Source organism: Thalassovita gelatinovora, from assembly GCF_001458355.1.
Lineage (GTDB): Bacteria > Pseudomonadota > Alphaproteobacteria > Rhodobacterales > Rhodobacteraceae > Thalassobius > Thalassobius gelatinovorus.
Genome location: NZ_CYSA01000019.1, coordinates 174,526 through 198,234, shown reverse-complemented (window position 1 = coordinate 198,234; position 23,709 = coordinate 174,526). Strand labels below are relative to the sequence as shown.

The 23,709-nt window shown below is 56.5% G+C and carries 27 protein-coding genes and 1 tRNA gene; 11 read left to right on the top strand and 17 right to left on the bottom strand.

Going from position 1 to position 23,709, the window contains the following annotated elements:
- Positions 1-768: an aldolase/citrate lyase family protein gene (locus tag TG4357_RS11190; RefSeq protein ID WP_058262976.1), complete on the top strand. Its 768-nt coding sequence runs from the start codon at positions 1-3 to the stop codon at positions 766-768.
- Between the two features lie 59 nt (positions 769-827).
- On the opposite strand, the gene TG4357_RS11185 is transcribed toward TG4357_RS11190, so the two are convergent.
- From TG4357_RS11185 to TG4357_RS11125, 12 genes are all read right to left on the bottom strand, one after another.
- Positions 828-1,271, bottom strand: coding sequence for a molybdenum cofactor biosynthesis protein MoaE (locus TG4357_RS11185; protein ID WP_058262975.1), 444 nt, complete (start codon positions 1,269-1,271; stop codon positions 828-830).
- Between the two features lies 1 nt (position 1,272).
- Complete coding sequence (moaD, locus tag TG4357_RS11180; RefSeq protein WP_058262974.1) at positions 1,273-1,518, bottom strand: molybdopterin converting factor subunit 1; 246 nt, start codon at positions 1,516-1,518, stop codon at positions 1,273-1,275.
- 1 nt (position 1,519) lies between these two features.
- Positions 1,520-2,182 (bottom strand): CDP-diacylglycerol--glycerol-3-phosphate 3-phosphatidyltransferase, encoded by a 663-nt coding sequence (gene pgsA / locus TG4357_RS11175; RefSeq protein ID WP_058262973.1) that lies wholly within the window; start codon positions 2,180-2,182, stop codon positions 1,520-1,522.
- A 223-nt stretch (positions 2,183-2,405) separates the two neighbouring features.
- A complete protein-coding gene (locus TG4357_RS11170) occupies positions 2,406-4,631 on the bottom strand; it encodes an ATP-binding protein (protein WP_082644127.1) in 2,226 nt (741 codons plus the stop codon).
- A complete protein-coding gene (locus TG4357_RS19310) occupies positions 4,592-5,095 on the bottom strand; it encodes a hypothetical protein (protein ID WP_058262971.1) in 504 nt (167 codons plus the stop codon). The genes TG4357_RS11170 and TG4357_RS19310 overlap by 40 nt, the downstream gene beginning before the upstream one ends.
- A 200-nt stretch (positions 5,096-5,295) precedes the next feature.
- Complete coding sequence (gene uvrC / locus TG4357_RS11160; protein ID WP_058262970.1) at positions 5,296-7,161, bottom strand: excinuclease ABC subunit UvrC; 1,866 nt, start codon at positions 7,159-7,161, stop codon at positions 5,296-5,298.
- A gap of 294 nt (positions 7,162-7,455) precedes the next feature.
- Positions 7,456-8,238, bottom strand: coding sequence for an SDR family oxidoreductase (locus tag TG4357_RS11155; protein WP_058262969.1), 783 nt, complete (start codon positions 8,236-8,238; stop codon positions 7,456-7,458).
- 12 nt (positions 8,239-8,250) lie between these two features.
- Positions 8,251-9,195 carry a calcium/sodium antiporter gene (locus TG4357_RS11150; RefSeq protein ID WP_058262968.1) on the bottom strand — a complete coding sequence of 315 codons (945 nt, stop codon included), beginning with the start codon at positions 9,193-9,195 and terminating at the stop codon, positions 8,251-8,253.
- A gap of 172 nt (positions 9,196-9,367) precedes the next feature.
- Entirely contained in the window at positions 9,368-10,165 is a 798-nt protein-coding gene (locus tag TG4357_RS11140) for a S49 family peptidase (RefSeq protein ID WP_058263006.1), read from the bottom strand.
- A 90-nt stretch (positions 10,166-10,255) separates the two neighbouring features.
- Positions 10,256-11,440: a cation:proton antiporter gene (locus TG4357_RS11135; protein ID WP_058262966.1), complete on the bottom strand. Its 1,185-nt coding sequence runs from the start codon at positions 11,438-11,440 to the stop codon at positions 10,256-10,258.
- Positions 11,441-11,456: 16 nt separating this feature from the next.
- Complete coding sequence (locus TG4357_RS11130) at positions 11,457-12,107, bottom strand: GntR family transcriptional regulator (protein ID WP_058262965.1); 651 nt, start codon at positions 12,105-12,107, stop codon at positions 11,457-11,459.
- 30 nt (positions 12,108-12,137) lie between these two features.
- On the bottom strand, positions 12,138-12,830 hold the full coding sequence (locus TG4357_RS11125) for a M48 family metallopeptidase (protein ID WP_058262964.1): 693 nt from the start codon (positions 12,828-12,830) through the stop codon (positions 12,138-12,140).
- Between the two features lie 121 nt (positions 12,831-12,951).
- Between TG4357_RS11125 and TG4357_RS11120 the strand changes: the two genes are divergently transcribed.
- Both TG4357_RS11120 and TG4357_RS11115 read left to right on the top strand, forming a co-directional pair.
- Positions 12,952-13,272, top strand: coding sequence for a TIGR02300 family protein (locus tag TG4357_RS11120; RefSeq protein WP_058262963.1), 321 nt, complete (start codon positions 12,952-12,954; stop codon positions 13,270-13,272).
- Between the two features lie 92 nt (positions 13,273-13,364).
- Positions 13,365-13,440 (top strand) — tRNA-Ala (locus tag TG4357_RS11115).
- Between the two features lie 173 nt (positions 13,441-13,613).
- On the opposite strand, the gene TG4357_RS11110 is transcribed toward TG4357_RS11115, so the two are convergent.
- The gene (locus TG4357_RS11110) at positions 13,614-15,839 is read right to left on the bottom strand and encodes an ATP-binding protein (RefSeq protein WP_058262962.1); all 2,226 of its coding nucleotides are present in this window, start codon (positions 15,837-15,839) and stop codon (positions 13,614-13,616) included.
- Positions 15,840-15,906: 67 nt separating this feature from the next.
- Complete coding sequence (locus TG4357_RS11105) at positions 15,907-16,422, bottom strand: aldo-keto reductase family protein (RefSeq protein WP_058262961.1); 516 nt, start codon at positions 16,420-16,422, stop codon at positions 15,907-15,909.
- 668 nt (positions 16,423-17,090) lie between these two features.
- Here TG4357_RS11105 and TG4357_RS11100 point away from each other — a divergent pair.
- On the top strand, positions 17,091-17,651 hold the full coding sequence (locus TG4357_RS11100) for a DUF4202 domain-containing protein (protein WP_058262960.1): 561 nt from the start codon (positions 17,091-17,093) through the stop codon (positions 17,649-17,651).
- 6 nt (positions 17,652-17,657) lie between these two features.
- On the opposite strand, the gene TG4357_RS11095 is transcribed toward TG4357_RS11100, so the two are convergent.
- Positions 17,658-18,764 carry a class II histone deacetylase gene (locus TG4357_RS11095; RefSeq protein WP_058262959.1) on the bottom strand — a complete coding sequence of 369 codons (1,107 nt, stop codon included), beginning with the start codon at positions 18,762-18,764 and terminating at the stop codon, positions 17,658-17,660.
- Between the two features lie 104 nt (positions 18,765-18,868).
- On the opposite strand from TG4357_RS11095, the gene TG4357_RS11090 reads away from it, so the two are divergent.
- The gene (locus tag TG4357_RS11090) at positions 18,869-19,129 is read left to right on the top strand and encodes a DUF167 domain-containing protein (protein ID WP_058262958.1); all 261 of its coding nucleotides are present in this window, start codon (positions 18,869-18,871) and stop codon (positions 19,127-19,129) included.
- On the opposite strand, the gene TG4357_RS11085 is transcribed toward TG4357_RS11090, so the two are convergent.
- Positions 19,120-19,362, bottom strand: coding sequence for a DUF8831 family protein (locus tag TG4357_RS11085; protein WP_058262957.1), 243 nt, complete (start codon positions 19,360-19,362; stop codon positions 19,120-19,122). The two genes, TG4357_RS11090 and TG4357_RS11085, sit on opposite strands and share 10 nt — an antisense overlap.
- Positions 19,363-19,639: 277 nt before the next feature.
- Between TG4357_RS11085 and TG4357_RS11080 the strand changes: the two genes are divergently transcribed.
- The 6 genes from TG4357_RS11080 (at position 19,640) to TG4357_RS11055 (ending at position 22,183) form a co-directional block, all read left to right on the top strand.
- Entirely contained in the window at positions 19,640-20,239 is a 600-nt protein-coding gene (locus TG4357_RS11080; protein WP_058262956.1) for a M48 family metallopeptidase, read from the top strand.
- 1 nt (position 20,240) lies between these two features.
- Positions 20,241-20,594 (top strand): YigZ family protein, encoded by a 354-nt coding sequence (locus TG4357_RS11075; protein ID WP_058262955.1) that lies wholly within the window; start codon positions 20,241-20,243, stop codon positions 20,592-20,594.
- Positions 20,595-20,806: 212 nt separating this feature from the next.
- Entirely contained in the window at positions 20,807-21,076 is a 270-nt protein-coding gene (locus TG4357_RS11070; protein WP_058262954.1) for a DUF6455 family protein, read from the top strand.
- Between the two features lie 2 nt (positions 21,077-21,078).
- Positions 21,079-21,387, top strand: a complete 309-nt coding sequence (locus TG4357_RS11065) for a DUF6455 family protein (RefSeq protein ID WP_058262953.1) — start codon at positions 21,079-21,081, stop codon at positions 21,385-21,387.
- Positions 21,374-21,628, top strand: a complete 255-nt coding sequence (locus tag TG4357_RS11060; protein WP_058262952.1) for a DUF6455 family protein — start codon at positions 21,374-21,376, stop codon at positions 21,626-21,628. The genes TG4357_RS11065 and TG4357_RS11060 overlap by 14 nt, the downstream gene beginning before the upstream one ends.
- A 204-nt stretch (positions 21,629-21,832) precedes the next feature.
- Complete coding sequence (locus TG4357_RS11055; protein ID WP_058262951.1) at positions 21,833-22,183, top strand: diacylglycerol kinase; 351 nt, start codon at positions 21,833-21,835, stop codon at positions 22,181-22,183.
- Between the two features lie 77 nt (positions 22,184-22,260).
- Here the strand turns inward: TG4357_RS11055 and rimO are convergent, their stop codons facing one another.
- Entirely contained in the window at positions 22,261-23,637 is a 1,377-nt protein-coding gene (gene rimO / locus TG4357_RS11050; RefSeq protein ID WP_058263005.1) for a 30S ribosomal protein S12 methylthiotransferase RimO, read from the bottom strand.
- Between the last annotated feature and the right edge of the window lie 72 nt (positions 23,638-23,709).

Here is a 23,709-nt window from a genome sequence, read left to right as displayed (position 1 = left end):
ATGCCCGCACCCCAAAACACCTTCAAAGCCGCGCTGAAGCGGGGCGACATGCAATATGGCTGCTGGGCCGGGTTCGCCGATCCCTATGCTACCGAAATCCTCGCCACCGCGAATTTCGACTGGCTGGTGATCGACGGCGAACATGCGCCCAACGACCTGCGCACGATCATGCACCAGTTGCAGATCCTCGATGGCAAACATTCCGAGGGTGTGGTGCGGTTGCCGATCGGCAATGACTGGTTGATCAAGCAGGCGCTGGATGTCGGTGCGCAGACGCTTTTGATCCCGATGGTGGAAACGGCAGAACAGGCGCGCGATCTGGTCCGCGCCTGCCGCTACCCGCCCGAAGGCATCCGCGGGTCGGGCGCGGCATTGGCCCGCGCCTCGCGGTTTTCTGACATTCCCGATTACATTCAAACTGCGAATGATCAGATTTGCCTGCTGGTGCAGGTCGAAACCCGCAAGGGGGTGGAAAACCTCGACGCGATCCTTGACGTGGACGGTGTCGACGGCGTCTTTATCGGGCCGTCGGATTTGGCGGCGGACTTAGGATATCCGGGGCAATCCGGCCATGAGGCTGTGCGCAATGTGATCAAGGACGGTATTGCCGCCATCGCGGCATCGGACAAGGCGGCTGGTATCCTTGCGGTCGACCACGGCGTCGCCGCCGAATACCGCGACTGGGGCGCACAATTTCTGGCCGTGGGCATTGATGTAGTCATGTTGGCCAAGGCCGCGCGTGACACGATGGCACAGTGGAAAGGCTAGGGGGCGCACAGCTACTCCTGCCGGAGGCGTCCGAAGGATGCCGCGGGCGCTGGTTCTGGTTACCAGCGATCCAGCGCGGCTTCGTCGGTGTCCTTGGAGGCGACCCATTCGGCGCCCGAACTGGTGAATTCCTTCTTCCAGAATGGCGCGCGGGATTTCAGATAATCCATCAGGAAGTCCGCCGCCGCAAAGGCATCGGCGCGGTGGCGCGACGATGTCGCCACCATCATGATCCGGTCATCGGGGCGCAAGACGCCATATCGGTGGATGATCAGCACATCGCCCAGATCCCAGCGTTGCATCGCTTCGCTGGCGATCTTTTCCAGCGCCTTTTCGGTCATGCCGGGATAATGTTCAATTTCCATTCGGTCCAAACCGGCCCCGGGCAGGTCGCGCACGATGCCGGTGAATGTCACCACCGCGCCCATTCCCGATTGCGCCTTGGCGAATGTGTCGGTTTCTGCGCCCAGGTCGAACGGTTCAGATTGCACCCGGAGGATCATCTTAACCCCCTGTCATTGGCGGGAAGAAGGCCACTTCACGTACACCTTCGAGCGAGGCGTCGAAATCGGTCAAATCCTGATCGACCGCAACGCGCAGTGCGGAGAGGTCGGCAAAGGCCGCCGCATAGCGGTCTTCGCGACCGCGCAATTCCTCGACCAGTTCGGCCACGGTCCTGGCCGAGGTGTCGAGTGTTTCGCGCGGAATACCGATCCGTTCACGCACCCATGCGAAATAGAGCACATCCATATCAGCCTTCCTTCAGATGCGGCAGCGCCTTGCGGAAATAGTCCGCGCCGGTAATCAAGGTCAGCAGCGCGGCAATCCAAAGCAGCACCAGTCCGACATTCCCAGCCCAGATCATGCCGCGCAGTTTCCAGCCCAGCCCATGAATATCTTCTTCGCGCCCTTCAAGGATGTCGGTGACGATAATTTGGTCCATGCCTTGGGTGCTCATGCCCAAATAGTGTTCGAACACGCCTTGGGCAAACAGCGTCGCGATGGCGACCATCTGAAAGGTGGTTTTCCACTTCGCCAGTTTGGTGACTTTCAGTGTTCCCGCGGTATCACCCAGATATTCCCGCAGGCCCGACACGAATACTTCACGAAACAGGATCACCGTTGCCGGCAGCACCAGCCAGGGCGACATCGAGGAATAGCCAACAATCACCATCAGCGCGATCACCACCATCGCCTTGTCGGCGATCGGGTCGAGCATGGTGCCGATCTTGCTTTCCTGCCCCCAGAGCCGGGCCAGATAGCCGTCGAACCAATCGGTCACTGCTGCGCCGACGAACAGCATCAGGGCGAACCAATCTGCATAGGGTCTGGTGAAATAGAGAAACATCACCGCTACACCTGGCGCGGCCAGAAGACGGATAACCGTCAGGATATTTGGGATCGTCCACTTCATGGCATTTTGAATACTCTTTCTGTTCGGTGGTGGGAAGCGGACGTTTCACCGCAAACTGCGCTTTCATCTGATTTTTTCGGGCGATCCCAAACCCGATGTGCAATTCAGTCCAGAAGGTGTGCTGATATAGCCATCCGCCGGAAAGCGTGACGAACGGAATCCACGTCCTGCGAATATTGCAATATCCGCTACTGGCGTTGTCAGGCGGGGGATGATCCCAAAGTTATGTGTTTTCCGGGGCCTTGATTGTATTTTGTTCACCGCTCCATTTTTGCAATACTCTTTCCAACTCGGCGGTTTGCACCGGCTTGGTCAGATAATCGGACATACCGGCTTGGTAGCAACGATCTGCTTCTTCCCTGAGCACACCAGCGGTGATTGCGATGATCGTGGTCTTGGGGGCACCAGTCCGGGCTTCTGTTTCGCGAATTTTACGCGTCATCTCCAGACCATCCATCACCGGCATCTGACAATCGGTCAGCACAGTCTGGTATTGATTGCTCTGCCACTTCTCAAAACCCTCAGCGCCATTCGTGGCGGTGTCATGGTCATGTCCAAGAAGTTTCAGTTGCTGCTTCAGGACAGACATGTTCAGCGGGTTGTCTTCGACGATCAGTATGGGCTGCGTTGGCACTTTCAGATCAACCGGTAGCTGTCGTTCCGCCGGTTCCGAATCGAGCAGACCAACCTGCTGTACCCGCCCGGTCATAAGGGCAATACCCCTGATCGTATCTGACAGGTGCCACGGGAACCGGTAAGAGACGTAGAGCTGTTTTCTGAGCCATCCCTTGGGGTGTTCGCGCGTCGGGTCCAGTACGATGACATTGCAAGCCGGATTACGATCGGTGATCTTGTCGATCATCAACAGGTTTTCGGCCAGCGTTTCAAGGGCCAGATAGATCACCGTATCATCATCGGCCGTTGCTGCGGCTTCAAGCAAGTCTTCCTCGGTTTGAGGCAGTATGACCGTGGCTCCTCTGGTTCCGTAGAATTTCGAGAGCCGCTCGTTGTAGACAGGGCTATCCAACTTGAGAACGAGTTTGGTGCCGGTGATGTTCGGCAGTTTTTCGCGGCAATCGGCGACCTTCAAAGGCAAATGCACCGTGAAAGCCGACCCTTTGTCCGGTTCGCTTTCGACCTCGATTTTTCCATCCATAAGATCGACCAGATTTCGGGTAATGACCAATCCAAGCCCTGTGCCGCCGAAGCGCCGCGTGGTCGAATCTTCGGCTTGTTGAAACGGACGGAATAGTTTCGCTATCGTTTCTTGGGACATGCCAATCCCGTTATCGCTTACCCGAAAGCGAATGAATTGGCGTTGTTCGTCGCAATCGACCCAAAGTTCAACAAAGCTGAGCTTGTCATTGCCCTTTTCCGCCCGGGTAAATTTGATTGCGTTGCTGAGCAGATTCAAAAGGATTTGGCGTAACCGCAAAGGGTCGCTTGCGATACAATCCGGAATATCGGGATCAATATAGATAAGCAGCCGCACATTGCTTTTATGTGCCACTGTTGCCATTGATTCCGCTGTCTTTTCGATCGCTTCCAGAAGTGGGAAACTGGTATTTTCGATCTCGAGTTTGCCTGCTTCGATCTTTGATGCATCAAGGATGTCATCAATGATGCGCATAAGAAAAAAGGATGAATCGTGGATCACGTCGACCATGCGCCGCTGATCTTCGTCCAGCTTGGTGGTTTTTTGCAGCAACTCGATCATGCCAACGATGCCGTTTATCGGCGTTCTGATTTCATGGCTCATGTTGGCCAGGAAAGACGATTTTGCCTGACTGGCATATTCCGCCTCTACACGTTTGGCGTGGTTCAGCTTTTCCGCCCGCTGGAACAGCATGATGATCATGAACACGATCAGTGCGATCATCAATGTGACCAACAGGAAATGAAGCGCAATCGAAGTTCGGTTATCAACCGTCTGAAATTGCGAAAATTCGGTCAGAAATTTTTTGTAGATGGCTTGTTCATATTGCGATGCAATTTGTTCGACGCGTTTCTCATTCGCCCACATTTGCGCAAGCTGCGTTTCGGTCGGGGAAAGTCCGGCGCTTTCCATCAGGTCCAGGTTTTCGCGGATATACTGGCGCGCCGACATGAGGGTCGAAAACTTATAGGCGGAAGAACTGTCACAAAAGCCAAGAGCGGCATTCAGGTAATCTCGTGCCTCATCGAAACCTTCGTCAAACTGACGCGCGACTGCGTTGTTGTAGGTTTCAATGCCTTTGTTGTGAAACAGGACGATCTTGAAGGTCAGCCGATTCGAGGTGACCGTGCTGATCACCTGTTGCGACTTTTCAAGTTGCTGAGCACCACTGCGATACATGAAGGAAGCATAGCCAACCACGGCAGCAACACCGATCAAGATGACTATGATATATCTGGCATTCCAGAATTTGGTTACTTGTTGAATTCGATCTTGGTGATCATCCACATCCATTTAGGTAACATTTCCTGATATTCCAATTGGTTGGGATCAAAATCCGGAAACACGATCCGCACTGGGCCCTTTTCTTCGAAACCGATATAATCACCATTGACCCGGGTGGCGAGCATGATGCGGAATTTGTTCCATTCCCGCTTCTCAAAATGAATTTCATAGTGGTCAATCGCTGTCGTTGTAAGTGATTGAACGGCATTAGTGCCAAGGACTGTAACCAAATCTTGGAGCAAGACACCGGTATAGACTTCACTGCGGTGTTCCAGAGGATTATATGCTTCGGCCTCTTGCAATCCCAATTTTTCCAGTTCCTTGACGGAAATACTGCCAGTTTGACCTCGAGCCAAAGCTCCGGTCAATCGAATCCTGTAGGTCCCATCTTCAGAAGCCATGGCGGGGGTGCCCGACGCTGCTGCGGATGCCACTAGCAAGGTCACAAGCAATCGCCGAAGCGATTTCCACATCAGCAACGGTCCCCTCCAACGTTTTGTCTTGGATTACTAGGAAGTGTTCTGCTTGAGCGTGATGATTTAAAGTTCATTCTTGGAATGTGGGGCTTGGGAAAAGATTCGTCAAATTCAATGTCGCGCTCAACGGTTACCTTTTCGGCAAGATGGGCGGCAGCGCGCGGTGGTTGTGTTTGGTCGAATTGGGCGGTGCCGGATCACCCCTTCTCGTGAAAGAAGTCGTAGATCGATTCTGCCAAGGTGCTGGAAATGCCATCGACCGCTTTCAAATCGGCCAGTGCCGCGCGGCTGACTGCTTTGGCTGATCCGAACCGTACCAGTAAGGCGCGTTTTCGGGTGGCACCAACCCCCGGAACATCATCCAGCGGTGTTGCGCCGATGGCTTTCGCCCGTTTCGCCCGATGCGTGCCGATGGCAAAGCGATGCGCTTCGTCGCGCAGGCGCTGGATGAAATACAATACCGGGTCGTTCATTCTGAGCGCAAAGGGCCTGCCGCCGGGGCGGTGGAATTCTTCCTTGCCGTGATCGCGGTCCACACCTTTGGCGACGCCAACCATGGGGATGTCTTCGACGCCGAATTCCTCCATGATCTGGTAAACCGCCGATACTTGCCCGGCACCGCCGTCAATCAACAGCAGGTCAGGCCACAGACCCTTGTCGCGGTCGGGGTCGTCTTTCAGCAACCGCTTGAACCGTCGGGAAAGCACCTCTTTCATCATGCCGAAATCGTCGCCGGGGGTCAGATCGTCGCCCTTGATGTTAAATTTTCGATATTGGTTCTTCATGAACCCGTCGGGTCCCGCCACGATCATGCCGCCGACAGCATTGGTCCCTTGAATATGGCTGTTGTCGTAAACTTCGATCCGCTGTGGCGGACCATCCAGCCCAAAGGCGTCGCCCAGTCCGGTCAACAGCTTCGATTGGGTGGCGCTTTCCGACATTTTCCGGGCCAGGCTTTCGCGGGCATTGCGCGCCGCACCCGCGACCAATTCGGCTTTTTCGCCCCGTTGTGGCACCAGAATTTCAACTTTGCGGCCCAATTTCTGGCCCAAGGCTTCTTCCATCAGGTCGGTGTTTTCAATCGGATGGGACAGGATGATTTGCCGCGGTGGTTCCTTGGTGTCGTAGAACTGACCCAGAAACGCCTCCAGCACTTCAGGGGCTTCGATTTCGGCCCCGACGCGGGGATAGAAATCGCGGTTACCCCAGTTTTGACCGGCACGGATGAAAAACACCTGAACACAGGCTTGGCCTTTTTCCAAATGAAGCGCCACGATATCGGCTTCGGTCACGGTGCGCGGATTGATCCCCTGCGCGGTCTGGACCTGGGTCATCGCCTTGATCCGATCCCGCAACCCTGCGGCGCGTTCGAATTCCATCGCTTCGGAGGCCGCCATCATCTCGACCGCCAGGCTTTGTTGAATCTCGGTCGATTTTCCGGACAGGAAGCGTTTGGCATCGGCCACGGACGTGGCGTAGTCGGTTTCGGAAATCTTCCCGACACAGGGGCCTGAACAGCGCTTGATCTGATACAGCAGGCAGGGCCGGGTTCGACCGGTGAACATTGCATCGGAACAGTTCCTGAGCAAAAACGCCTTTTGCAATTGGTTCAGTGTCCGGTTCACCGCGCCAGCGCTGGCGAACGGGCCATAATAACTGCCCTTCTGTTTCTTTGCACCACGATGTTTCTTGATTTGCGGGAAAGGATGGCCGTCGGTCACCAAGATATTTGGAAAGGATTTATCGTCCCGTAGCAGCACGTTGTAGTGCGGTTTCAACTGCTTGATCAGATTTTGTTCCAGCAGCAGCGCTTCGGTTTCCGTCCGCGTGGTCAGAAACATCATCGACGTGGTTTCGGAAATCATACGCGCGATCCGACCGGAATGGCCGGTGACGCGGGCATAATTTGACACCCGCGCCCGCAGGTTTCGCGCCTTGCCGACATACAGCACCCGCGCCTGTGCATCCAGCATCCGGTAAACACCCGGAGATGTGTCCAAGGTCTTCAGATAGGATTGAATCAGCGCGTGGCCGGTCAGCGAATCAGTGGTCGGGTCCGTCATGTCACAGAAATATGATTCCCTGCCCCCCGCTGCAATCTTTGGTGGATCAGAGCAAGAGAAAACCTGTCCACCATTTCTGTGGATAAGTCTGCAGATAACTTCCGTGCTTCTGGAAATTTTCGTTGTATTTGGTTGATTTCGCCGGTCTGCCTAAAAAATAGGCATGCAGGTAAGCTGTTGAATTTATAGGTAATTTTTTATATTAATAGGCAAGTGATTGAAAATAAATAGTATTTTATGACAGAGGCGTGACAATCCGGTGATCGGTGCAAAACTTGCCTCGGCAGGCCTGATTTATTCTTCGACACCCATGACATCTGGGGTCTGCCACCCCAAGTGCTGACCACCATCGGTACAGATCAATTGGCCGGTAACTGACGGCGAATCGAGGAAGAATCCAAGCGTAGCAGTGACGTCCGAGGGATTCGAACCACGCCTTAAAACAGTCGCGGCCCGTTGGCCTTTGAAATGGGTTTCGGACTGCCGTTCACCCTGCAATGTGGGTCCGGGACCAATGGCATTGACCCGCACTCTGGGGGCCAAGCCCTGCGCGGCGGTCTGGGTAAAGGCCCAAAGTCCCATCTTGGCCAGCGTATAGGACATGAATTCCGGCGTCAGTTTGCGCACCCGCTGGTCGATCATGTTGACCACTACGCCCTGCGCGACCGGTTCGCCTGCCTCATCTGGGATCGGATCGGGCACCTGCGCCGCCATCGCCTGTGTCAGGACAAAGGGCGCACGCAGATTGGATTCAAAATGCCGGTCCCAGCTTTCGCGGGTGGCGGTTTCCAACCGGTCATGTTCAAAGACCGACGCGTTGTTGACCAGACAGGTCACTGGGGTGTCGAAGCTGGCGCGGACTTTCGGGAACAGGGCTTGTGTTTCCGCTTCGGACAGCAGGTCAGCCTGAAACGCGACGGATTTGCGCCCCAAGGCGCGGATTTCATCAACCAGGGACTGAGCATGGGTGTCCGAACTGGCATAATGTACGGCGACATCGAAACCGCGCTGGGCCAGATAGGTGGCCATCGACCGTCCAAGCCGTTTTCCCGCGCCTGTGACCAATGCGACCGTCATATCATTGCCCCCTTAGATTAGCACCGCCACGATGTAGCCGATGTAGAGCAGTGACAAAAGTGCACCCCAAGCCCTGGTGATGTCTGTCTTGAAAAATACGAAGGGGATCAGCAACAGCGATGCACCCAGCATCACCCACAGGTCGAAACGCAGGAAGGCGGGGTCAACAGGAATCGGGCTGACCAAAGATGCGATACCGATAATGGCCAGCAGGTTGAACATGTTCGACCCGATCACATTGCCAAGCGCAACATCGGCCTGTCGGCGCAGCGCGGCCATAACCGTGGTTGCCAATTCCGGCAGAGACGTGCCGAGAGCGACCAGAGTCAACCCGATCACGCTTTCGGAAATATTGAACATCCGCGCGATCGTGACTGCGCTTTCCAGCAACAGGTTGGCCCCCAGCGGCAGGCCGATCAGGCCCAGCATGATATACATGACGATTTTCCACCAAGGCATATTGGGGTCGACGCCTTCGAGGTCTTCTTCAGCGTCTTCCCCTGCTGCGATATGGGCCCGTGCGTCGCGGAAAGCGTCGATCAAAACGCCGGTCAAAGCTGCCAACAGGATAATGCTGCTGATCCAGGTGAATTCGCCAAAGAAACACAGCGCCACAAACAGCACCGATCCACCGATCATCAAGACATAACTTTTACGGCTGTCGCATTCGCTGGTGTGCATCCGGGCCAGCAGCGCGGGCAGCCCCAGCACCAACAGGATGTTGGCGGTGTTCGATCCTACCACGTTGCCCAGAGCAATTCCCGGCACACCTTCCAGCGCGGCGGTGATTGAAATCAGCAGCTCGGGTGCCGATGTGCCGAAAGCCACGATCGTCAGGCTGACGATCAGCGCCGGAATGCCAACCCGCAGGCTGAGATTCACCGCCCCTTTGACCAGCGCGTCTCCCGCCAGCAATAGGATGATAAGCCCAAGTGCCCCAAAGAGCCATTCCGTCATGATTTAGCGTGCTCCCTTTTTGCAGGGGCAGGGGCCCTTGCCGATCCTGTAGCGCCCGCAACGCGGACATTTGGCTGCCTTCAGGCGGTCCTGTCCGGGAAAACGGAACTTTCCGAACATGGCCAGCACGGCCATACCGGCAAGGAAAAGAACGATGACTTTAAAAATCATGTCAGAGCCCAAAACGGGCATAAGCAGCCCGTTCCTCTATTGCAGTGACGGCATCATCGGCAAGTGACAGGCCAAAGCGCTGCATCACGCTGCGGCGGCGGCCATATCGAATGAAACGGGTCTTGTCGCCATAGATCTGTTTTAATCTGGGTTCGGCATGAGCCAGTCCATCGATCAGGCCCAGTTGCTGCGCCTTTTCTCCCATCCAGACCCGACCGCTGAACATATCCGGATCGTCGGTCAATTTCCCGGCCCGGCGGGACTTCACATAGGTCTCAAACACCTGATGCATGTCGCCAAGGATATCTTTCAGCCGCGCCACGTCGTCGGGCTTTTCCGGCAAGAACGGGTCCAGCATGGATTTCGATTTGACCGAAGTATAGACGCGGCGTTCGATCCCGTGGCGGGAAATGAAATCATGCGCCCCGAAGCTGGCGGATATTACCCCGATTGATCCGATGATCGATGCGGGATCGGCATGGATGTCATCCGCCGCAGCGGCCAGCCAATAACCGCCCGAAGCGGCGACATCTTCGACAAAGGCATGCACAGGCACCTGTTTGTCTTCCGACAGGCGGCGGATACGGGCGGCGATCAAGGCCGATTGGACCGGCGATCCGCCAGGTGAATTGATAATCAACGCCACCGCTGCGGGTTTGCCTTTGCGAAAGGCTTTTTCAATCACCGGGGCCAACGCGGAATCGTTCAGTGGCGCACGCCCACCGGCCGCGATCGTGCCATGCAGGCGGATTACGGCGACACGTGGACGGGATGTCAGGAAGGGCAATTTCAAGCTCATGAAACCCATGTAGAGATCGGATGCGGAGCAGACAAGGTACAGGCCAATCTGGCCCAGTCTTTCGTGGCGAAAATAGCGCGAAACCGAAGGCTAGGTGTGGCCATCCAACTTATGAGCGACCTGCCGCAACGCAATCATGGTCGACAGCGGTCCGATCAGTTCGAACAGAACTGTGGTGCCGATCACCAGCGCCAGCAGCGTTTCGGCATGTTCGGGGAATTTCTGTGCCGCGACCAAAGCCATGCCGACCGCGACCCCCGCCTGCGGCAACAGCGCCAGCCCGAACCAAGGCCGTTGCCAGCGCGGTATCCCGGCCCATGCCCCACCAATCATCCCACCAATGGCGCGGGACAAAATGCGCAGCACGACATACCCGGCCCCGATCCAACCGATCCCGGCAAGATGCGATAGGTTCAGCGAAGCCCCGGCAAGGATGAAAAACAGGATCATGAACGGCCATTGGATATGTTCGATTTCGTGAAAGGCATAGTCGTGGTGCTTGGCCCGGTTGGCCACAACGGCCCCCACGACCATACCGGTCAGCAGGAAGGACACGCCAAGCCACATCGAAACCCCAGCGGTAAGGAAAACCAGACCCAGAGCTTCGGACTGCAACGGTTCGCCTTTGCGGACCCGCCCGGTCAATGTCGCGGCGGGCAACCCGATCACCAATCCCAAGGCCAGCGCGCCGCCGATTTCCTTTGCTGCGTCTTGCAGTACCGCAAGTTCCACGTTGCCAGCTTGCAGGGCTTCGGCGACGACAACCGCCAGGCTGAAAACGATCATGCCCCAGGCATCGTCGATTGCCACGATTCCGCGCAACGTATCGGGAAAGCGCCCCTTTGCCCCCGATTGCGCAATGGTGTCCTGGGTCGACGCCGGGTCGGTGGCGCAGGCAATGGCCCCGGCACTCAGCGCCAGGGTTGGTGCGATCCCGATCAGCCAAAGCCCGCCCGCCACGCAAAAGACCGTGGTCAACACGATCGCGATGGATACACGTATGATTGCCCGACCGTTTGAAGTGATCTGGGCGGCTGTCAACCCGCCACCCAGAAGGAAAGCGACCATTGTCAGGGCCATGGCAGACAAAAATTCGTACCAATCCTGTACCGCAGCGGGAATCAGGTTCAGCCCGGCACTGCCGGCCAGAACACCACAGGATAAAAGCAAGGTAACGCGCGGCAAATGGGTGCGACGCCCGATTTCGTCAGCGGCCAATCCGGCTAGGAACAACATTCCAAGAACCATCAGCGTCTGGGCGATATTCACGTTCATGGCGTACATTTCAGTCTTACCCGGCCAACATTTTCAGGCCTTGGGTCACGTCCGAGCGCACCGCCAAACGCAAGCCCGGTTCATCCCCGGCCCGTAAGGCGGCAATGATCAGGCGGTGGTAATGCGGCGGTTCCTTGCGCCGCAAACGCCCGTAAAGCGCCCGCATCGTAGGTCCCAGTTGCAGCCAGACGGTTTCGGCCATTGCCAGCATCGCCGGCGCCTGTGCCCGCAGATACAGCGTGCGGTGAAATTCCAGATTGGTGCGGATATATCCGACCGCATCCTGACGCGTTATGGTTTCGGCGACGCTATTATTGATCGTCTGCAGCCGTTCGATCAGCGCCATGTGCGCCCGCGGCAGGGCGCGGCTGGCCAGTTCGACCTCGATCAGGGACCGCAGCGCGGCCAGTTCCTCGATCCTTTCGTTGCTCAATTCGGGCGTCGAAACCCGGCCCGAGGTCGACAGCGTCAGCGCCCCTTCGGCCACCAGACGACGCACCGATTCCCGCGCCGGTGTCATCGATACCCCGAATTCCTTGCCGATCCCGCGCAGGGTCAGGGCCTGACCCGGGGCGATTTCGCCATGCATGATGCGGCTGCGTAAGCCGCGATAAACACGGTCATGGGCAGAGCTGGGGGTGGATTCGGGGCGCGATGTGATAAGCATACCTTTTTTGTGATCACATCTTGTGGGATGTCAATTGCCAAACCGGAAGCGGTGCAATTTCGCGCCATTATCGCGCAGCCATGCGCGCGGTACATCATAGTCGCCATAGAGGTTTTCGACCTCTTTCCAGAATGTGGCGGAATGGTTCATGTGGCGCAGATGGGCGACCTCGTGCGCGGCGACATAGGTCAGTACCTCGGGCGGTGCCATGATCAGCCGCCAGGAATACATCAGCGCCCCGGCTGACGAACATGATCCCCAGCGCGAACGGGTGTCGCGTAAGGTCAGCCGGTGATATTCCTGCCCCAGCGCGGCGGCATAGCGATCTGATGCCTGTGACAGCCGCGTGCGCGCCAACTGTTTGAGATGCCCCGCCAGCCGCGCTCCAGCGCTATCGGGATTTCCGGGGACAAGGATTTCACCATGTTCCATGCGAATCCGCCGACCAGACCCTTGCACGACGCGCAGCAGTTCACCTTCACAGGGCAATTCGGTTCCCGGACCGACTGTATTGGCTTGGGGGGTTGTCCTCAGTTGTAGGCGCAGCCAGTCGGCCTTTTCTTCTGCAAAGGCGACGGCTTCGGATTTTGCTACCCCTCGGGGCAGGGTCAGCGTGACCTTGGCGTCCAATCCCGACACCCGCAGCGATATCCTGCGAGCCTGCGCCGAACGGCGCAGATAAACCCGAACCGGGGGATTGCCATCCAGAATATGTTGCCCCATATCGGCTTTGCCCGATCTCACGACCCATCTATCCTTTAAAGCCTTTGACTCACACGGCCCGTTATGGCAGGTGGCGCAGATCGTCGACAAGACCAATTGAATGAATTGAAAGGGATCGCAGATGCCCAAGGAAGAATGGGGTGTGAAACGTGTTTGCCCGACCACGGGCAAGCGGTTTTACGACCTGAACAAAGTTCCGATCGTCAGCCCGTATACCGGCGACATCGTCGAGATGCAGAATGGCAAGAGCCGGATGATTTCGGCCGACGCCGAAGATGCAGCCACCAAGAAGGCCGCAGCGGCTGAATCCGATGACGATACCGATCTGGTCGATGACGCAGATGTCGATGTCGATCTGGACGACGATCTGCTGGATGACGAAGAAGACGATAACGTTTCGTTGGATGAACTGGCGGATGTTCCAGCCGACGACGACGAATAATCACATTTCGTGACTGCGGGCGGAATTTTCCGCTTGATCCCGCCCGCAGCATTGCCTAAGTAGCGGCGCACAGGTCAAATCGGCCTGAAAATGGGGCCTTAGCTCAGCTGGGAGAGCGCTTGCATGGCATGCAAGAGGTCAGGGGTTCGATCCCCCTAGGCTCCACCAAATTCCCTGCATATTCAGTATTGTGGCCGTTTCCTGACGCTGGCGCTGGAACGGCGGTTTTGCGTTGCCAGCGGGTTTTTCATCGTGCCGAAAATAAAATAAGGCACCGTTCCCGGTGCCTTACCTGTAGGTTCGTGCTGTTTCCGGGGGGGGGGGCGGCTGCAAGCGCCGGTTTAACTCACCATCTGCACCTTCTGATGTGGTGGTGTCACGTTGCGTAACCAAAATTCCAGCTTGTCGCCTAGTTCTTCGATCGAGGTCGGCTTGATCAGGAAATCGTTCATCCCCGCCTCAAGGCATTCGATCTTCTGCTCTTCGAAGGCATCGGCGGTCAATGCGATGATCGGGGTCTTATTGCGGCCTTGCTCGGTTTCGGTTTCCCGGACTTTGCGGGCAAATTCGATCCCGTTCATCACCGGCATGTTACAGTCGCTCAGAATCAGGTCATAAGCCGCGCTGGACCACTGCTGAAGCCCCTGCGCACCATCCCCGACAATGTCCACATCATATCCCATGCGGCTTAGCTGGGTGCGTAGCACCATCTGATTGATCTGGTTGTCTTCGGCGAGCAGAATTCGTTTACGGTTCTGCGTTGCGGTTGGTGCAATGATTTCAGGTATATCGCCGGGAACGCCACGGGCTTCGGTGCGATCGCTGTTTTGCAGCGCGTCAAGCAGGCTGGACGGCAGAAGCGGTTTGGTGTCCATAACCGTACAATTGGCAGGCAGTGTCAGAGCGGGCACTGCGTCGCTGGCCAGCACGATGAAATGCACTCGCGGGTGACTATCGGTGATGCGGATCATGTTATCCAGCAGGTCCTGCGAAATCGCATGTTGCAGCAATACGACCGGCGGGGCATCGAATGTGTGCAGTAGATCTACGACTTGCTGATAGCTTTGCGCATCATGATACACGCCGTTGGCGGTGCGGATATGACCGCTAAGATTGCTGGCTTCTTTCGGGTCGGCAAAATAGCCGATTACCGCTTGATGCTTCAGGTCGATCTTATGTTCGTGACTGACGATTTTCTTGACCGGGAAATCGACACTGAAGGTTGATCCAACGCCCGGTTCGCTGCGGACATGGATTCGGCCTGACATCAATTCGACAATCTGTTTGGAAATGGTCAGCCCCAAGCCAGTGCCGCCGAACCGGTTCGATGTGTCGGCGGAGGCCTGAGTATAGGGGGAAAACAGCCGTTCGACCACCTCGGCGCTCATACCGATGCCGTTATCCGAAACCTCGAAATAGGCCCGCCCTGCTTCATGCGCCGAAAACGTGACGTCGACCGCGCCTTTCCTGCCGCTGACCTGCCCGGCCGAAAACTTGATCGCGTTGCTGCACAGATTCAGCAGAACCTGTTTCAACCGAGTGCCATCGGCATGGATGCTTTCGGGCAGATTGGGCGAGAAGGAAAAGGTCAGGTCGACATCCTTTTCCCGGGCGATCGACGAACACAATTGAACCGTTTCTTCGATCGTTTGGCGGAAATCGATCGGTGACGGGGCCAGTTCCATCCGCCCGGCTTCGATCTTGGCGATGTCCAGAATATCGTTGATGATCGCCAGAAGGGTCGAAGCCGAAGTCGCGATCAGCCCGACATTCTTTTTCTGGTCGGGCTTCATATCGGACGAAGACAGGATCTGTGTCACTCCGATGATGCCCTGCATCGGGGTGCGGATTTCATGGCTCATCGAAGCGAGGTATTTGGTCTTGGCCGCGCTTTTTTCCTCTGACGCGATCACTTCTTTGCTGCGCTCGGTTAGCTTGCGTTCCTTGTTGGTCAGCACATAGGCGAAAATCGACAGCGCGGCGATCATGATCACGTTTATAGCGAACAGGAAATTGAAATCGCGCTGCACATTTCCGACCAGATTGATTTCCTGTCGCCGGGCTGTCTGATTGGAAAAATCAGACAGGAAAATCAGTTCGGAATTGAATTCGAACATGTAGGCCTGAAGCTTGTCCGCAAGCCGCCGCCCCTGATCCGGATCGTTCGAGGCCAGATACTGCGTCACCTCGGTCCCGATCAGATCGACCATTCGCGGCAATGTTGCCACCACGGTCATCGACCCACCCTGTGGCAAATCGGATGTATCCCAATTCTGCGTCGGGCCGTCCTGGGTGCGGATTTGAAGGATTTCTTGATGGAACAAAATTTCTTCACGGGCGCTGTCCGAGCCGTGAAGCCGATATTCGTTCACCGAATCCAGCAATTTGCGGAACCGGAATTCGACCTGCATCAACGCATTGATGTCATCATACATTTCAAGATGGTTGAAAGTCAGATTGGGGCGTTCCCGTTTGACCGCAAACATGAACGGAAGCGCTGCCAGATAAATCAAAACCAGAAGTATCGGGAGTTTCTTGATGCCCGAAACTTTCTGAAAGATACTCATTACGGGTCTCCAAACATTCGCCCTACATGATCTTCCCTCGATGAGGGCGTCGGAGGGTTTATTCAAATCAGGTTCTTGAAAACAGGTCTTGTCCATAAATACGGATCGAAGCCGAGGTTTTTTTATCGGAAATCTCATCCAACACGATTTGACCGGAGCCGTCGTTTGACCAGAATTCGAGCTTGATCGAGTTGTGCTGCTCTTGTTGCTGCATTTTCTTTCCGTAAGGTGTCTGGTTCACGGCAGCCTCAATTTCCGCAAGCAAGGCCTCACGGTCCATCGGAATCGCCAAGTCGATGATCATCAGGCTATCCGTAGATGTTTTCGACACGATACGGGTGCCTTCGGGAAACCGGAAAAAAGTTTCATGCGCGATCTTGACCGCAGGCCCTTGCTCGGCGCCGCTGTCAGGACCGATCCTGATCGTCTGGGCAACGTTTCGCGACGCCTGAGCCTTGGGTTGCGGCGCAGCAGATGCCGAGGAGGATGTCGCTCCTTCCGGGCCAGAATAATTAGCCAAGACCATCAAATGGGCGGAAACGGACCCTACGGCGGCCAATACGGCTATTGGCTTCCACATCATCCCGTTTCCTTTCTGTTGAAAGACGCGCCCGAACGGGGTGGGCAACTGCAGATGCCATGCGCATAGAATGCTCTTGGGTCGGCCGCTGCCCGCAATATTAACTTTCTGTTAATATTCGGAAAACTTGATTTTCCGCAAATGGCCGCAATCATAACACTCTCTTTTTCATGTACGCGAAACAGCAGCATTGGTCTTCACTTACTAATCTAAATAACGTCACGCCCGCCGTTGGGTTTACCCGAAAAATCCCCGTAGACTTGCACAAGAGGCAAAAAAACAACCCAAGGGATAGTTTTGACGAATAAGATCGGGATTCCTGACATGGTTAAAAAGATGCAAACGGCAGAGATGTTTTTTCGATGAGAGCGTTTGGAAGCCCGTGAATCCAAAGGGTTTGGTGTCACGACGATCCGGTCGGTCAGGGCGTCCAATCGTCTAGTCGCGCTAGGCCAAATGTCCAGTCGGTTGTTTATCGCCAAAAAAATGACAATGCTTAGGATAGTTGATCTTTAGGGTAAAACACCCTGCCGGAGACGCCGGTCCTGATAAATCAAGATCGGCTGCAATGGAGTATTTGTCATGGGGGGACTTATTAGCTCGCTGAAACGCTTGCCTTCCAATGCGGATTGCGACGTATTGGCCCCCACCTGAACCAAAAGGGAAATCCCATGACCCGCCTGACAGATGCGCTTGCTGCCATAGACAGCGCCAATTCCGCCGATCCGACACTGGAAGGAGGCCGCCCTGCGGCGCTGCTTTATGGCGAAAGGATGAGCGAAGAGGTTGCGAAACTATTTCCGGATGCGTCCGAGGTTTTGCAGATTGCGGCACGTGGTCAGCATGTCGAACGCTGGTTGTTGCCGCGCAAGGACTATCCCGAAGGCAAGGCCGGGTATTACGCTTGGCGCAAGGAACAGGGCCGCCGGCACGGCGAACGGGTTGCCGGGATCATGGCCGAAGCGGGATACCTTGGGATCGATCAGGACCGTGTCCGGGTGTTGCTGCGCAAGGAGGGGATCAAGACGGACCCCGAAGTTCAGGCGCTGGAAGACGTGATCTGTTTCACCTTCATCCGGTGGTATCTGAAACCGTTTGCAGATGATCGCAGCCAAGAACAATTGGTCGATATCGTCACCAAGACCGCCCGCAAAATGTCTCCAGAGGGCCGGGCGCGGGCCTTAGCCGATTTCGACATGCCCGACGCTCTGGCCACCGCGTTTCGGGTCTGAGGCGCGTTACTGTAACAGTTCGGCCGCCATTTCACCGATCAAGCCGCTGATAAAGCTATCGAACCGGGCATTGGGTTGTCGCGCCTTGACGGTTTCGGCCATCGGGTCATTGGCGCGCAGGGCGCTGCCGGACAGTTCTTCCAGCACGGCATGCCCGCAGAACGGGACATAAACTTCGGAATAGCCGCCTTCATGGACCATGGCCACCCGGCCATCGCACAGGTCATCCGCTGCCTGCATGACCTGACGGGTCATCATGCGATAGGTTTCCGGCGTGCACATCATTCGGGACAGCATGTCATAGATGCTGGCATCGAAACCGCAGGCGACGATGATCACATCGGGTTTGAACCGGGTGAGCGCGGGCAGAACGATCCGGTCCATCGCTTCGATGTAACCGGTATGTCCGACCCCGGGCGGCAGTGGGATATTCATGTTGAAGCCTTCCCCCCGACCGCTGCCGCGCTGCGACAGTTCGCCAGTGTCCAGCGGGTAATTCCATTCCTGATGCAGCGAAATCGTCAAGACATCGTTACGGTCGAGAAAAATCGCTTCGGTGCCGTTGCCATGATGAACATCCCAATCCACCACCGCGATGCGCTGTGCCAATCCGGCGGCTTTGGCGGCTTCGATTGCGACGGCGATGTTGTTCAACAGGCAAAACCCGTTCGGCCAATCCGGCAGGCAGTGATGCCCCGGCGGGCGCGACAGCGCGTAGGCATTGTTCACATTGCCGCGCAGCACATCGAACAGTGCGGTCTTGGCCAACCCGGCAGACAGGGCCGCGATTTCGAAGCCGCCTTTCAAGAACGGGGTGCGCAGGCCCAATTCGCCGCCGCCCTGATCCGACAGATCCTTGAACTTGCGCAGGAATTCGTCGGGGTGCACACGGGCGAGGTCCTGCCATTCGGCCGCCGGGGCCTGCTGCATCGCCAATTCACCGGACAATCCGGTAACATCCATTAGGTTCTTCAGGCGCCGCTTGGTTTCTGGGTTTTCCGCCAATCCCCCCGCAGCCAGCGGTTGGACATGCCCGCCCAGCGGGAAAGTGACCGCATAGTCCCCACCGCCATGCCAGAAACAGCGTTCGTCCCAGTAAAAACCCGTGCTCATCGATGTCTCCTTTATTGTGCTCGCCCAATATTCGTGGCGGAAACGGGGATGTCCATGCCGTTAAAATCCGGTATGGTTCTGGCCGGATCAAACAAGGGGATGGCATGGCAAAGGACGATCTGAGTCATCTGGCCGTGGCAGGGGCCGAAATCACTGTGCGTGTCACACCGAAGGCATCTCGCAACAAGATCGTTGTGCAAGACGATGTGATCCGCGTCTATGTCACCACCGTGCCCGAAGCGGGTAAGGCGAACGCGGCGGTGCAAAAACTGCTGGCCAAGGCGCTGGGTCTGGCCAAAACCCGTTTGACGCTTGTGCGCGGGCAGACCGCCCGCGACAAAGTGTTTCGGATCGATCAGTCCTGATCCGCCGGGCGCAGTTTGTACACCCCTTCGGGAAGATCCAGCGCAGCCGCCAATTCCTGCATCTGAGACAGCGAAAAGGTGATTTTCTGCACCTTGTCCAGCCGTGCAACGTATTGTTCGACCGTGATGCAATCTTCGAAGGCGTTTATGGTGATATCTTCCTGCAAAGGCGCGGTGCCTTCGTCGATCAGGGTGACGACCGTCGCGTCGAAATCGTGTTCGATGGTAAACATGGGATCAAGATACGCGATGTCGGCCCCAAGACAAGCGCGATCATCTCCCGTTCGCGTGAAGAACTCTTTTCGCAGGCTGGTGCTTGCGTCGCGACATGGTAAAATGTCTTGGATTAGTTGAGGAAGTTGGATGCACAGGTTCTTGATCCTTTTTGTCGTTCTGGGGCTTTCGGGGTGTATGGCAGCTCCCGGTCCGGCGGGAAAACCGGCACCTACGGAAACTGCAGAACAAGGGGTTGTAAAGGTACCTCAAAAACCATCGCGCAAGGCGGCTAAGATGTTCGTTGATGTCGTGACGGCGGTCGAACCGGTGGCCGAAACGATGTGCAAAGAACAAGCGGCGAATTTGAATTGCGATTTCAGGATCGTGGTGGATGTGCAGGATCCCGAAGCCGCCAATGCCCACCAGTTTCTGTCGCGCCGCGGTCAACCGATCCTGTCGGTCAACTTTGCGATGATCAATACCGTGCGTAATTCCGAAGAAATGGCCTTTGTCCTCGGCCACGAAGCGGGCCATCATATCGCTGGGCATCTGGCCCGGCAGGAAGACAGCGCCCGGCAAGGGGCTATTGTGATGGCAGAATTGGCCTCGGTGAACGGTGCGACCACGACGGAAATCAAGAATGCACGCAAACTGGGCGCGGTGCTGGGCATGTTGCAATATTCCAAGGACTTCGAACTGGAGGCGGACCGGATCGGCACGATCATTGCGATCAAGGCGGGATATAATCCGGTGATCGGGGCGCGGTTCTTTAGTCGCTTGCCCAGTCCCGGCGACGAAATGCTGGGCACGCATCCGCCGAATGAGAAACGGATTGCCATCGTCCGGAAAACGGCCAGCGATTATCTTCTGGCCCCTGACGCTTTGCTGAATTGAAATGCTTCAACTTGAAAACGTCGTCAGTGATCGCGGATCACGATATGCCGTGTCCGGAGGGCTTGTTGCGAATGTCGAGGACATCGATGCCTTCCTGAAAACGCTTAAACGGCAAAAGAAATATGCCAAGGCCACCCATAACAGTTGGGCGGTGTTTCAGTCGGATGGTACCCAGCGCAAGAATGATGACGGGGAAAGCGGCGCAGGCAACGTGATCCTGCGCATGCTGGAACGTGAAGGGCTTACCGATCAGATCATCGTGGTGACACGCTGGTATGGTGGCAAGCATCTGGGCGGTGATCGCTTCCGCCATGTACAGACCTGTGTGAAGGCTTATCTCGACGCGCTTGGCTGAGTCGGGCCAGAGGTTTTGCCCCCATAGGCTGGGGTGGCAGCTAGGGAAATGCGCCGAACCGGGGCGGGCGGCGCAGCCCGGATTTTTGCCGAAACCATACATTTTTTAGGGTTTCAGCGCCCGAAAGGCGAAAATCGGCCTTTTTGATCCTCGTCAATGTCAGGCCGATCACTTGCGGTTAGCCTATTCAGCATGACGACAGGATTTAGCTGATGAAACCTCTGGGCGAAACGACCCGTCATTACTGGATGGCGCAACGGATGGCCAAGGCCACGCAAACCGATCTGTTCGGGGCTCAGGGCGCTGGTGTTTTGAGTCAGGAAAAATGGGCCGACATCGTTCAGACATGCCGTGGATGCAGTTGGGTCGATGGCTGCGAACATTGGTTGTCCAAGCAGGACGGCAACAGCGAAATTCCCAGAGAATGCCCGAATTTCGGGGCGTATATGCAGCTTAAAAAAGCCGCCTTGGAGGAGCAATAACAATGGGTATCGTAACGCCGCTTGGCGATCCGGTTTTTCACTTCTGGCTGACGCGGTCGGTGGCCCGCAGCGTGGGGGTGAACCTGAGCGATGCAATGAATGCAGGGCAACTCGATCCGCAAGGGTATGTCGAAATGGTGACGCGCTGCCGCCAATGCCGTTTTGTATCGCAATGCGAACAATGGCTGGCCGTGACCGGAGCCGGGGCGGACCGAGTGCCCGAGATGTGCGTGAATGAAGATAAACTAAATGCTTTGATCGCCCCTAAGCGGGCAACAGAAAGGGAGCAAGAAAACCATGGGTATTTTTAAGAAAATCAGTCACCATGCCGATGTTATGGACCGGATGGCCGAAACGATGGGTGCCGATTTTGCCAGCAGAATTCAAGCTGATCCAGCCGTCGCCTATCAATACCGTAGCGCTGTGATGCGCTGTAGTTCGTGCAAGCATGATGCGGAATGTTCAGTCTGGATGGACCATCATAGCAGCGCGTCTCAAACCCCGCGCTATTGCCGGAACAAAGACCTGTTGGAAGCGCTTTCCGAACACTGAAAGCTCCTTCTAGGGAGGCGGAATTGGGCGTGACTTGTAGGGGAGACAAGCCCAATTCCGCCTGACTCCGTGAGTGGAGCTATTATTAGAACGCGCCTTCTGGCGCATTCCGTCGCTGGGAATTTCTTTTTTGGCGTGTTTTTGCTTTTCGAACCGTCTTGATCGTATTGCCGGGCCGGTCCATGATCGTGGATCGGAGGGGATATGCTGTATTTTTTCAAACGCTTGCGCCTGCGTGTGATCTGGAGCTGGGACGGGTTTTCAGATGTCTGGCGCAGTGAATATTCTTTTCGCAGCTGGATCTGGGCGAATATCGCGTCAGCCGGTTTGGCTTTTGTCCTGCCGTTGACGGGGGGCGAACGGGCGTTGATTCTGGCGCTGGGCATTCTGGTGCTGGCGGCAGAGCTGTTCAATTCGGCCATCGAACGAGTGGTTGACGATATTTCCAGGCAAGAACGCGATCTGGCAAAGCAGGCCAAGGATGCCGGATCGGCGGCTGTCGCCGTGACGGCAACGGCTGTGGGCGTGGCGTGGGTGGCGGTGTTGGTTTGGTGATTGGCTGCCGTTCGGTCCAGCCAAGGCTCTGATTTAGCGGCACCCGACCCGCCCGGTTAGGTATGCGCGGGTATTGCTCAGGTCGTCAACACGCCCCATAAATCATATTCCCCGGCTTCATCGACCTCGACCCGTACGATATCGCCAACCGACAGGTTTTCGGTGCCTTCATCGATGAACAGGTTGCCATCGATTTCCGGTGCGTCGGCTTTGGTGCGGCAGGTGGCAATGCCGTCTGCATCGATATCATCGACGATCACATCCATCCGCTGACCGACCTTGGCGTCGAGCTTGGCTTCGGAAATCGCTTGGGCTTTGGCCATGAAGCGATCCCAGCGGTCCTGTTTGACCTCGTCCGCCACATGATCGGGCAAAGCGTTCGACCGTGCCCCGTCCACGTTTTCGTATTGGAAACATCCAACGCGGTCCAGTTGCGCTTCGTCCATCCAATCCAGCAGGGTTTGGAATTCGTCCTCGGTTTCGCCCGGGTAGCCGACGATGAAAGTCGACCGCAAGGTGATCTCGGGGCAAATGCTGCGCCATTCTGCGATCCGGTCCAACGTCCGTTCCGCCGCCGCAGGGCGCGCCATGCGTTTCAAAGTTGCCGGATGGGCGTGTTGGAACGGGATATCGAGATAGGGCAGGACCAAACCGTCTGCCATCAGCGGGATCAGGTCGCGCACGAACGGGTAGGGATAGACATAGTGCAGCCGCACCCAAGCCCCCAAAGACCCCAGATCCCGCGCCAGATCAACGATATGGGACCGATGGCCGCGTTCCGACCCGTGCTGCCGGTCCAGCCCATAGGCCGAGGTGTCCTGACTGATCACCAGCAATTCCTTGACGCCGCTTTCCACCAGCTTTTCGGCTTCGCGCATGACGGCAAAGGCTGGACGGCTGAGCAGCTTGCCGCGCATGTCGGGGATGATGCAGAATTTGCATTTGTGGTTACAGCCCTCGGATATCTTCAGATAGCTGTAATGGCGCGGGGTCAAGCTGACGCCACTGGCAGGCAACAGATCGACAAACGGATCGGGGTCGGGCGGCACCGCAGAGTGGACCGCATCCAGCACCTGTTCGTATTGATGCGGTCCGGTGACGGCTAGGACCCGCGGGTGTATGCCGGTGATATATTCGGGGTCGGCACCCAGACAGCCGGTGACGATCACCTTGCCGTTTTCTGTCAGCGCTTCGCCGATGGCTTCCAGGCTTTCGGCCTTGGCGCTGTCGAGAAAACCACAGGTATTCACGATCACCGCATCGGCCCCGGTGTAATCGGGGCTGATGCCATATCCTTCGGCCCTGAGCCGGGTCAGGATGCGTTCGCTGTCGACCAATGCCTTGGGACATCCCAAGGACACCATGCCGATGGTGGGTTGACCATGGCGGGGCGCATCCGAGATGTGTGCACGCGGGGCGAGGTCGGGGCGAAGTTCGGGCGGGTTTTGCGACATGAAGGGCATATAGGGGAGCGACCCGCCCGGTGCAAAGGAATTTGCCGAAAGGCGGGTTATCGCCGCCTTGTT

What these genes read in the sequence shown, in the direction of transcription:
- TG4357_RS11190 (WP_058262976.1), top strand. Translation starts at nt 1, where the DNA reads ATGCCCGCACCCCAAAACACCTTCAAAGCCGCGCTGAAGCGGGGCGAC.
- TG4357_RS11185 (WP_058262975.1), bottom strand. Translation starts at nt 1,271, where the DNA reads ATGATCCTCCGGGTGCAATCTGAACCGTTCGACCTGGGCGCAGAAACC.
- moaD (WP_058262974.1), bottom strand. Translation starts at nt 1,518, where the DNA reads ATGGATGTGCTCTATTTCGCATGGGTGCGTGAACGGATCGGTATTCCG.
- pgsA (WP_058262973.1), bottom strand. Translation starts at nt 2,182, where the DNA reads ATGAAGTGGACGATCCCAAATATCCTGACGGTTATCCGTCTTCTGGCC.
- TG4357_RS11170 (WP_082644127.1), bottom strand. Translation starts at nt 4,631, where the DNA reads ATGGATGTGGATGATCACCAAGATCGAATTCAACAAGTAACCAAATTC.
- TG4357_RS19310 (WP_058262971.1), bottom strand. Translation starts at nt 5,095, where the DNA reads ATGTGGAAATCGCTTCGGCGATTGCTTGTGACCTTGCTAGTGGCATCC.
- uvrC (WP_058262970.1), bottom strand. Translation starts at nt 7,161, where the DNA reads ATGACGGACCCGACCACTGATTCGCTGACCGGCCACGCGCTGATTCAA.
- TG4357_RS11155 (WP_058262969.1), bottom strand. Translation starts at nt 8,238, where the DNA reads ATGACGGTCGCATTGGTCACAGGCGCGGGAAAACGGCTTGGACGGTCG.
- TG4357_RS11150 (WP_058262968.1), bottom strand. Translation starts at nt 9,195, where the DNA reads ATGACGGAATGGCTCTTTGGGGCACTTGGGCTTATCATCCTATTGCTG.
- TG4357_RS11140 (WP_058263006.1), bottom strand. Translation starts at nt 10,165, where the DNA reads ATGAGCTTGAAATTGCCCTTCCTGACATCCCGTCCACGTGTCGCCGTA.
- TG4357_RS11135 (WP_058262966.1), bottom strand. Translation starts at nt 11,440, where the DNA reads ATGAACGTGAATATCGCCCAGACGCTGATGGTTCTTGGAATGTTGTTC.
- TG4357_RS11130 (WP_058262965.1), bottom strand. Translation starts at nt 12,107, where the DNA reads ATGCTTATCACATCGCGCCCCGAATCCACCCCCAGCTCTGCCCATGAC.
- TG4357_RS11125 (WP_058262964.1), bottom strand. Translation starts at nt 12,830, where the DNA reads ATGGGGCAACATATTCTGGATGGCAATCCCCCGGTTCGGGTTTATCTG.
- TG4357_RS11120 (WP_058262963.1), top strand. Translation starts at nt 12,952, where the DNA reads ATGCCCAAGGAAGAATGGGGTGTGAAACGTGTTTGCCCGACCACGGGC.
- TG4357_RS11110 (WP_058262962.1), bottom strand. Translation starts at nt 15,839, where the DNA reads ATGAGTATCTTTCAGAAAGTTTCGGGCATCAAGAAACTCCCGATACTT.
- TG4357_RS11105 (WP_058262961.1), bottom strand. Translation starts at nt 16,422, where the DNA reads ATGATGTGGAAGCCAATAGCCGTATTGGCCGCCGTAGGGTCCGTTTCC.
- TG4357_RS11100 (WP_058262960.1), top strand. Translation starts at nt 17,091, where the DNA reads ATGACCCGCCTGACAGATGCGCTTGCTGCCATAGACAGCGCCAATTCC.
- TG4357_RS11095 (WP_058262959.1), bottom strand. Translation starts at nt 18,764, where the DNA reads ATGAGCACGGGTTTTTACTGGGACGAACGCTGTTTCTGGCATGGCGGT.
- TG4357_RS11090 (WP_058262958.1), top strand. Translation starts at nt 18,869, where the DNA reads ATGGCAAAGGACGATCTGAGTCATCTGGCCGTGGCAGGGGCCGAAATC.
- TG4357_RS11085 (WP_058262957.1), bottom strand. Translation starts at nt 19,362, where the DNA reads ATGTTTACCATCGAACACGATTTCGACGCGACGGTCGTCACCCTGATC.
- TG4357_RS11080 (WP_058262956.1), top strand. Translation starts at nt 19,640, where the DNA reads ATGTTCGTTGATGTCGTGACGGCGGTCGAACCGGTGGCCGAAACGATG.
- TG4357_RS11075 (WP_058262955.1), top strand. Translation starts at nt 20,241, where the DNA reads ATGCTTCAACTTGAAAACGTCGTCAGTGATCGCGGATCACGATATGCC.
- TG4357_RS11070 (WP_058262954.1), top strand. Translation starts at nt 20,807, where the DNA reads ATGAAACCTCTGGGCGAAACGACCCGTCATTACTGGATGGCGCAACGG.
- TG4357_RS11065 (WP_058262953.1), top strand. Translation starts at nt 21,079, where the DNA reads ATGGGTATCGTAACGCCGCTTGGCGATCCGGTTTTTCACTTCTGGCTG.
- TG4357_RS11060 (WP_058262952.1), top strand. Translation starts at nt 21,374, where the DNA reads ATGGGTATTTTTAAGAAAATCAGTCACCATGCCGATGTTATGGACCGG.
- TG4357_RS11055 (WP_058262951.1), top strand. Translation starts at nt 21,833, where the DNA reads ATGCTGTATTTTTTCAAACGCTTGCGCCTGCGTGTGATCTGGAGCTGG.
- rimO (WP_058263005.1), bottom strand. Translation starts at nt 23,637, where the DNA reads ATGTCGCAAAACCCGCCCGAACTTCGCCCCGACCTCGCCCCGCGTGCA.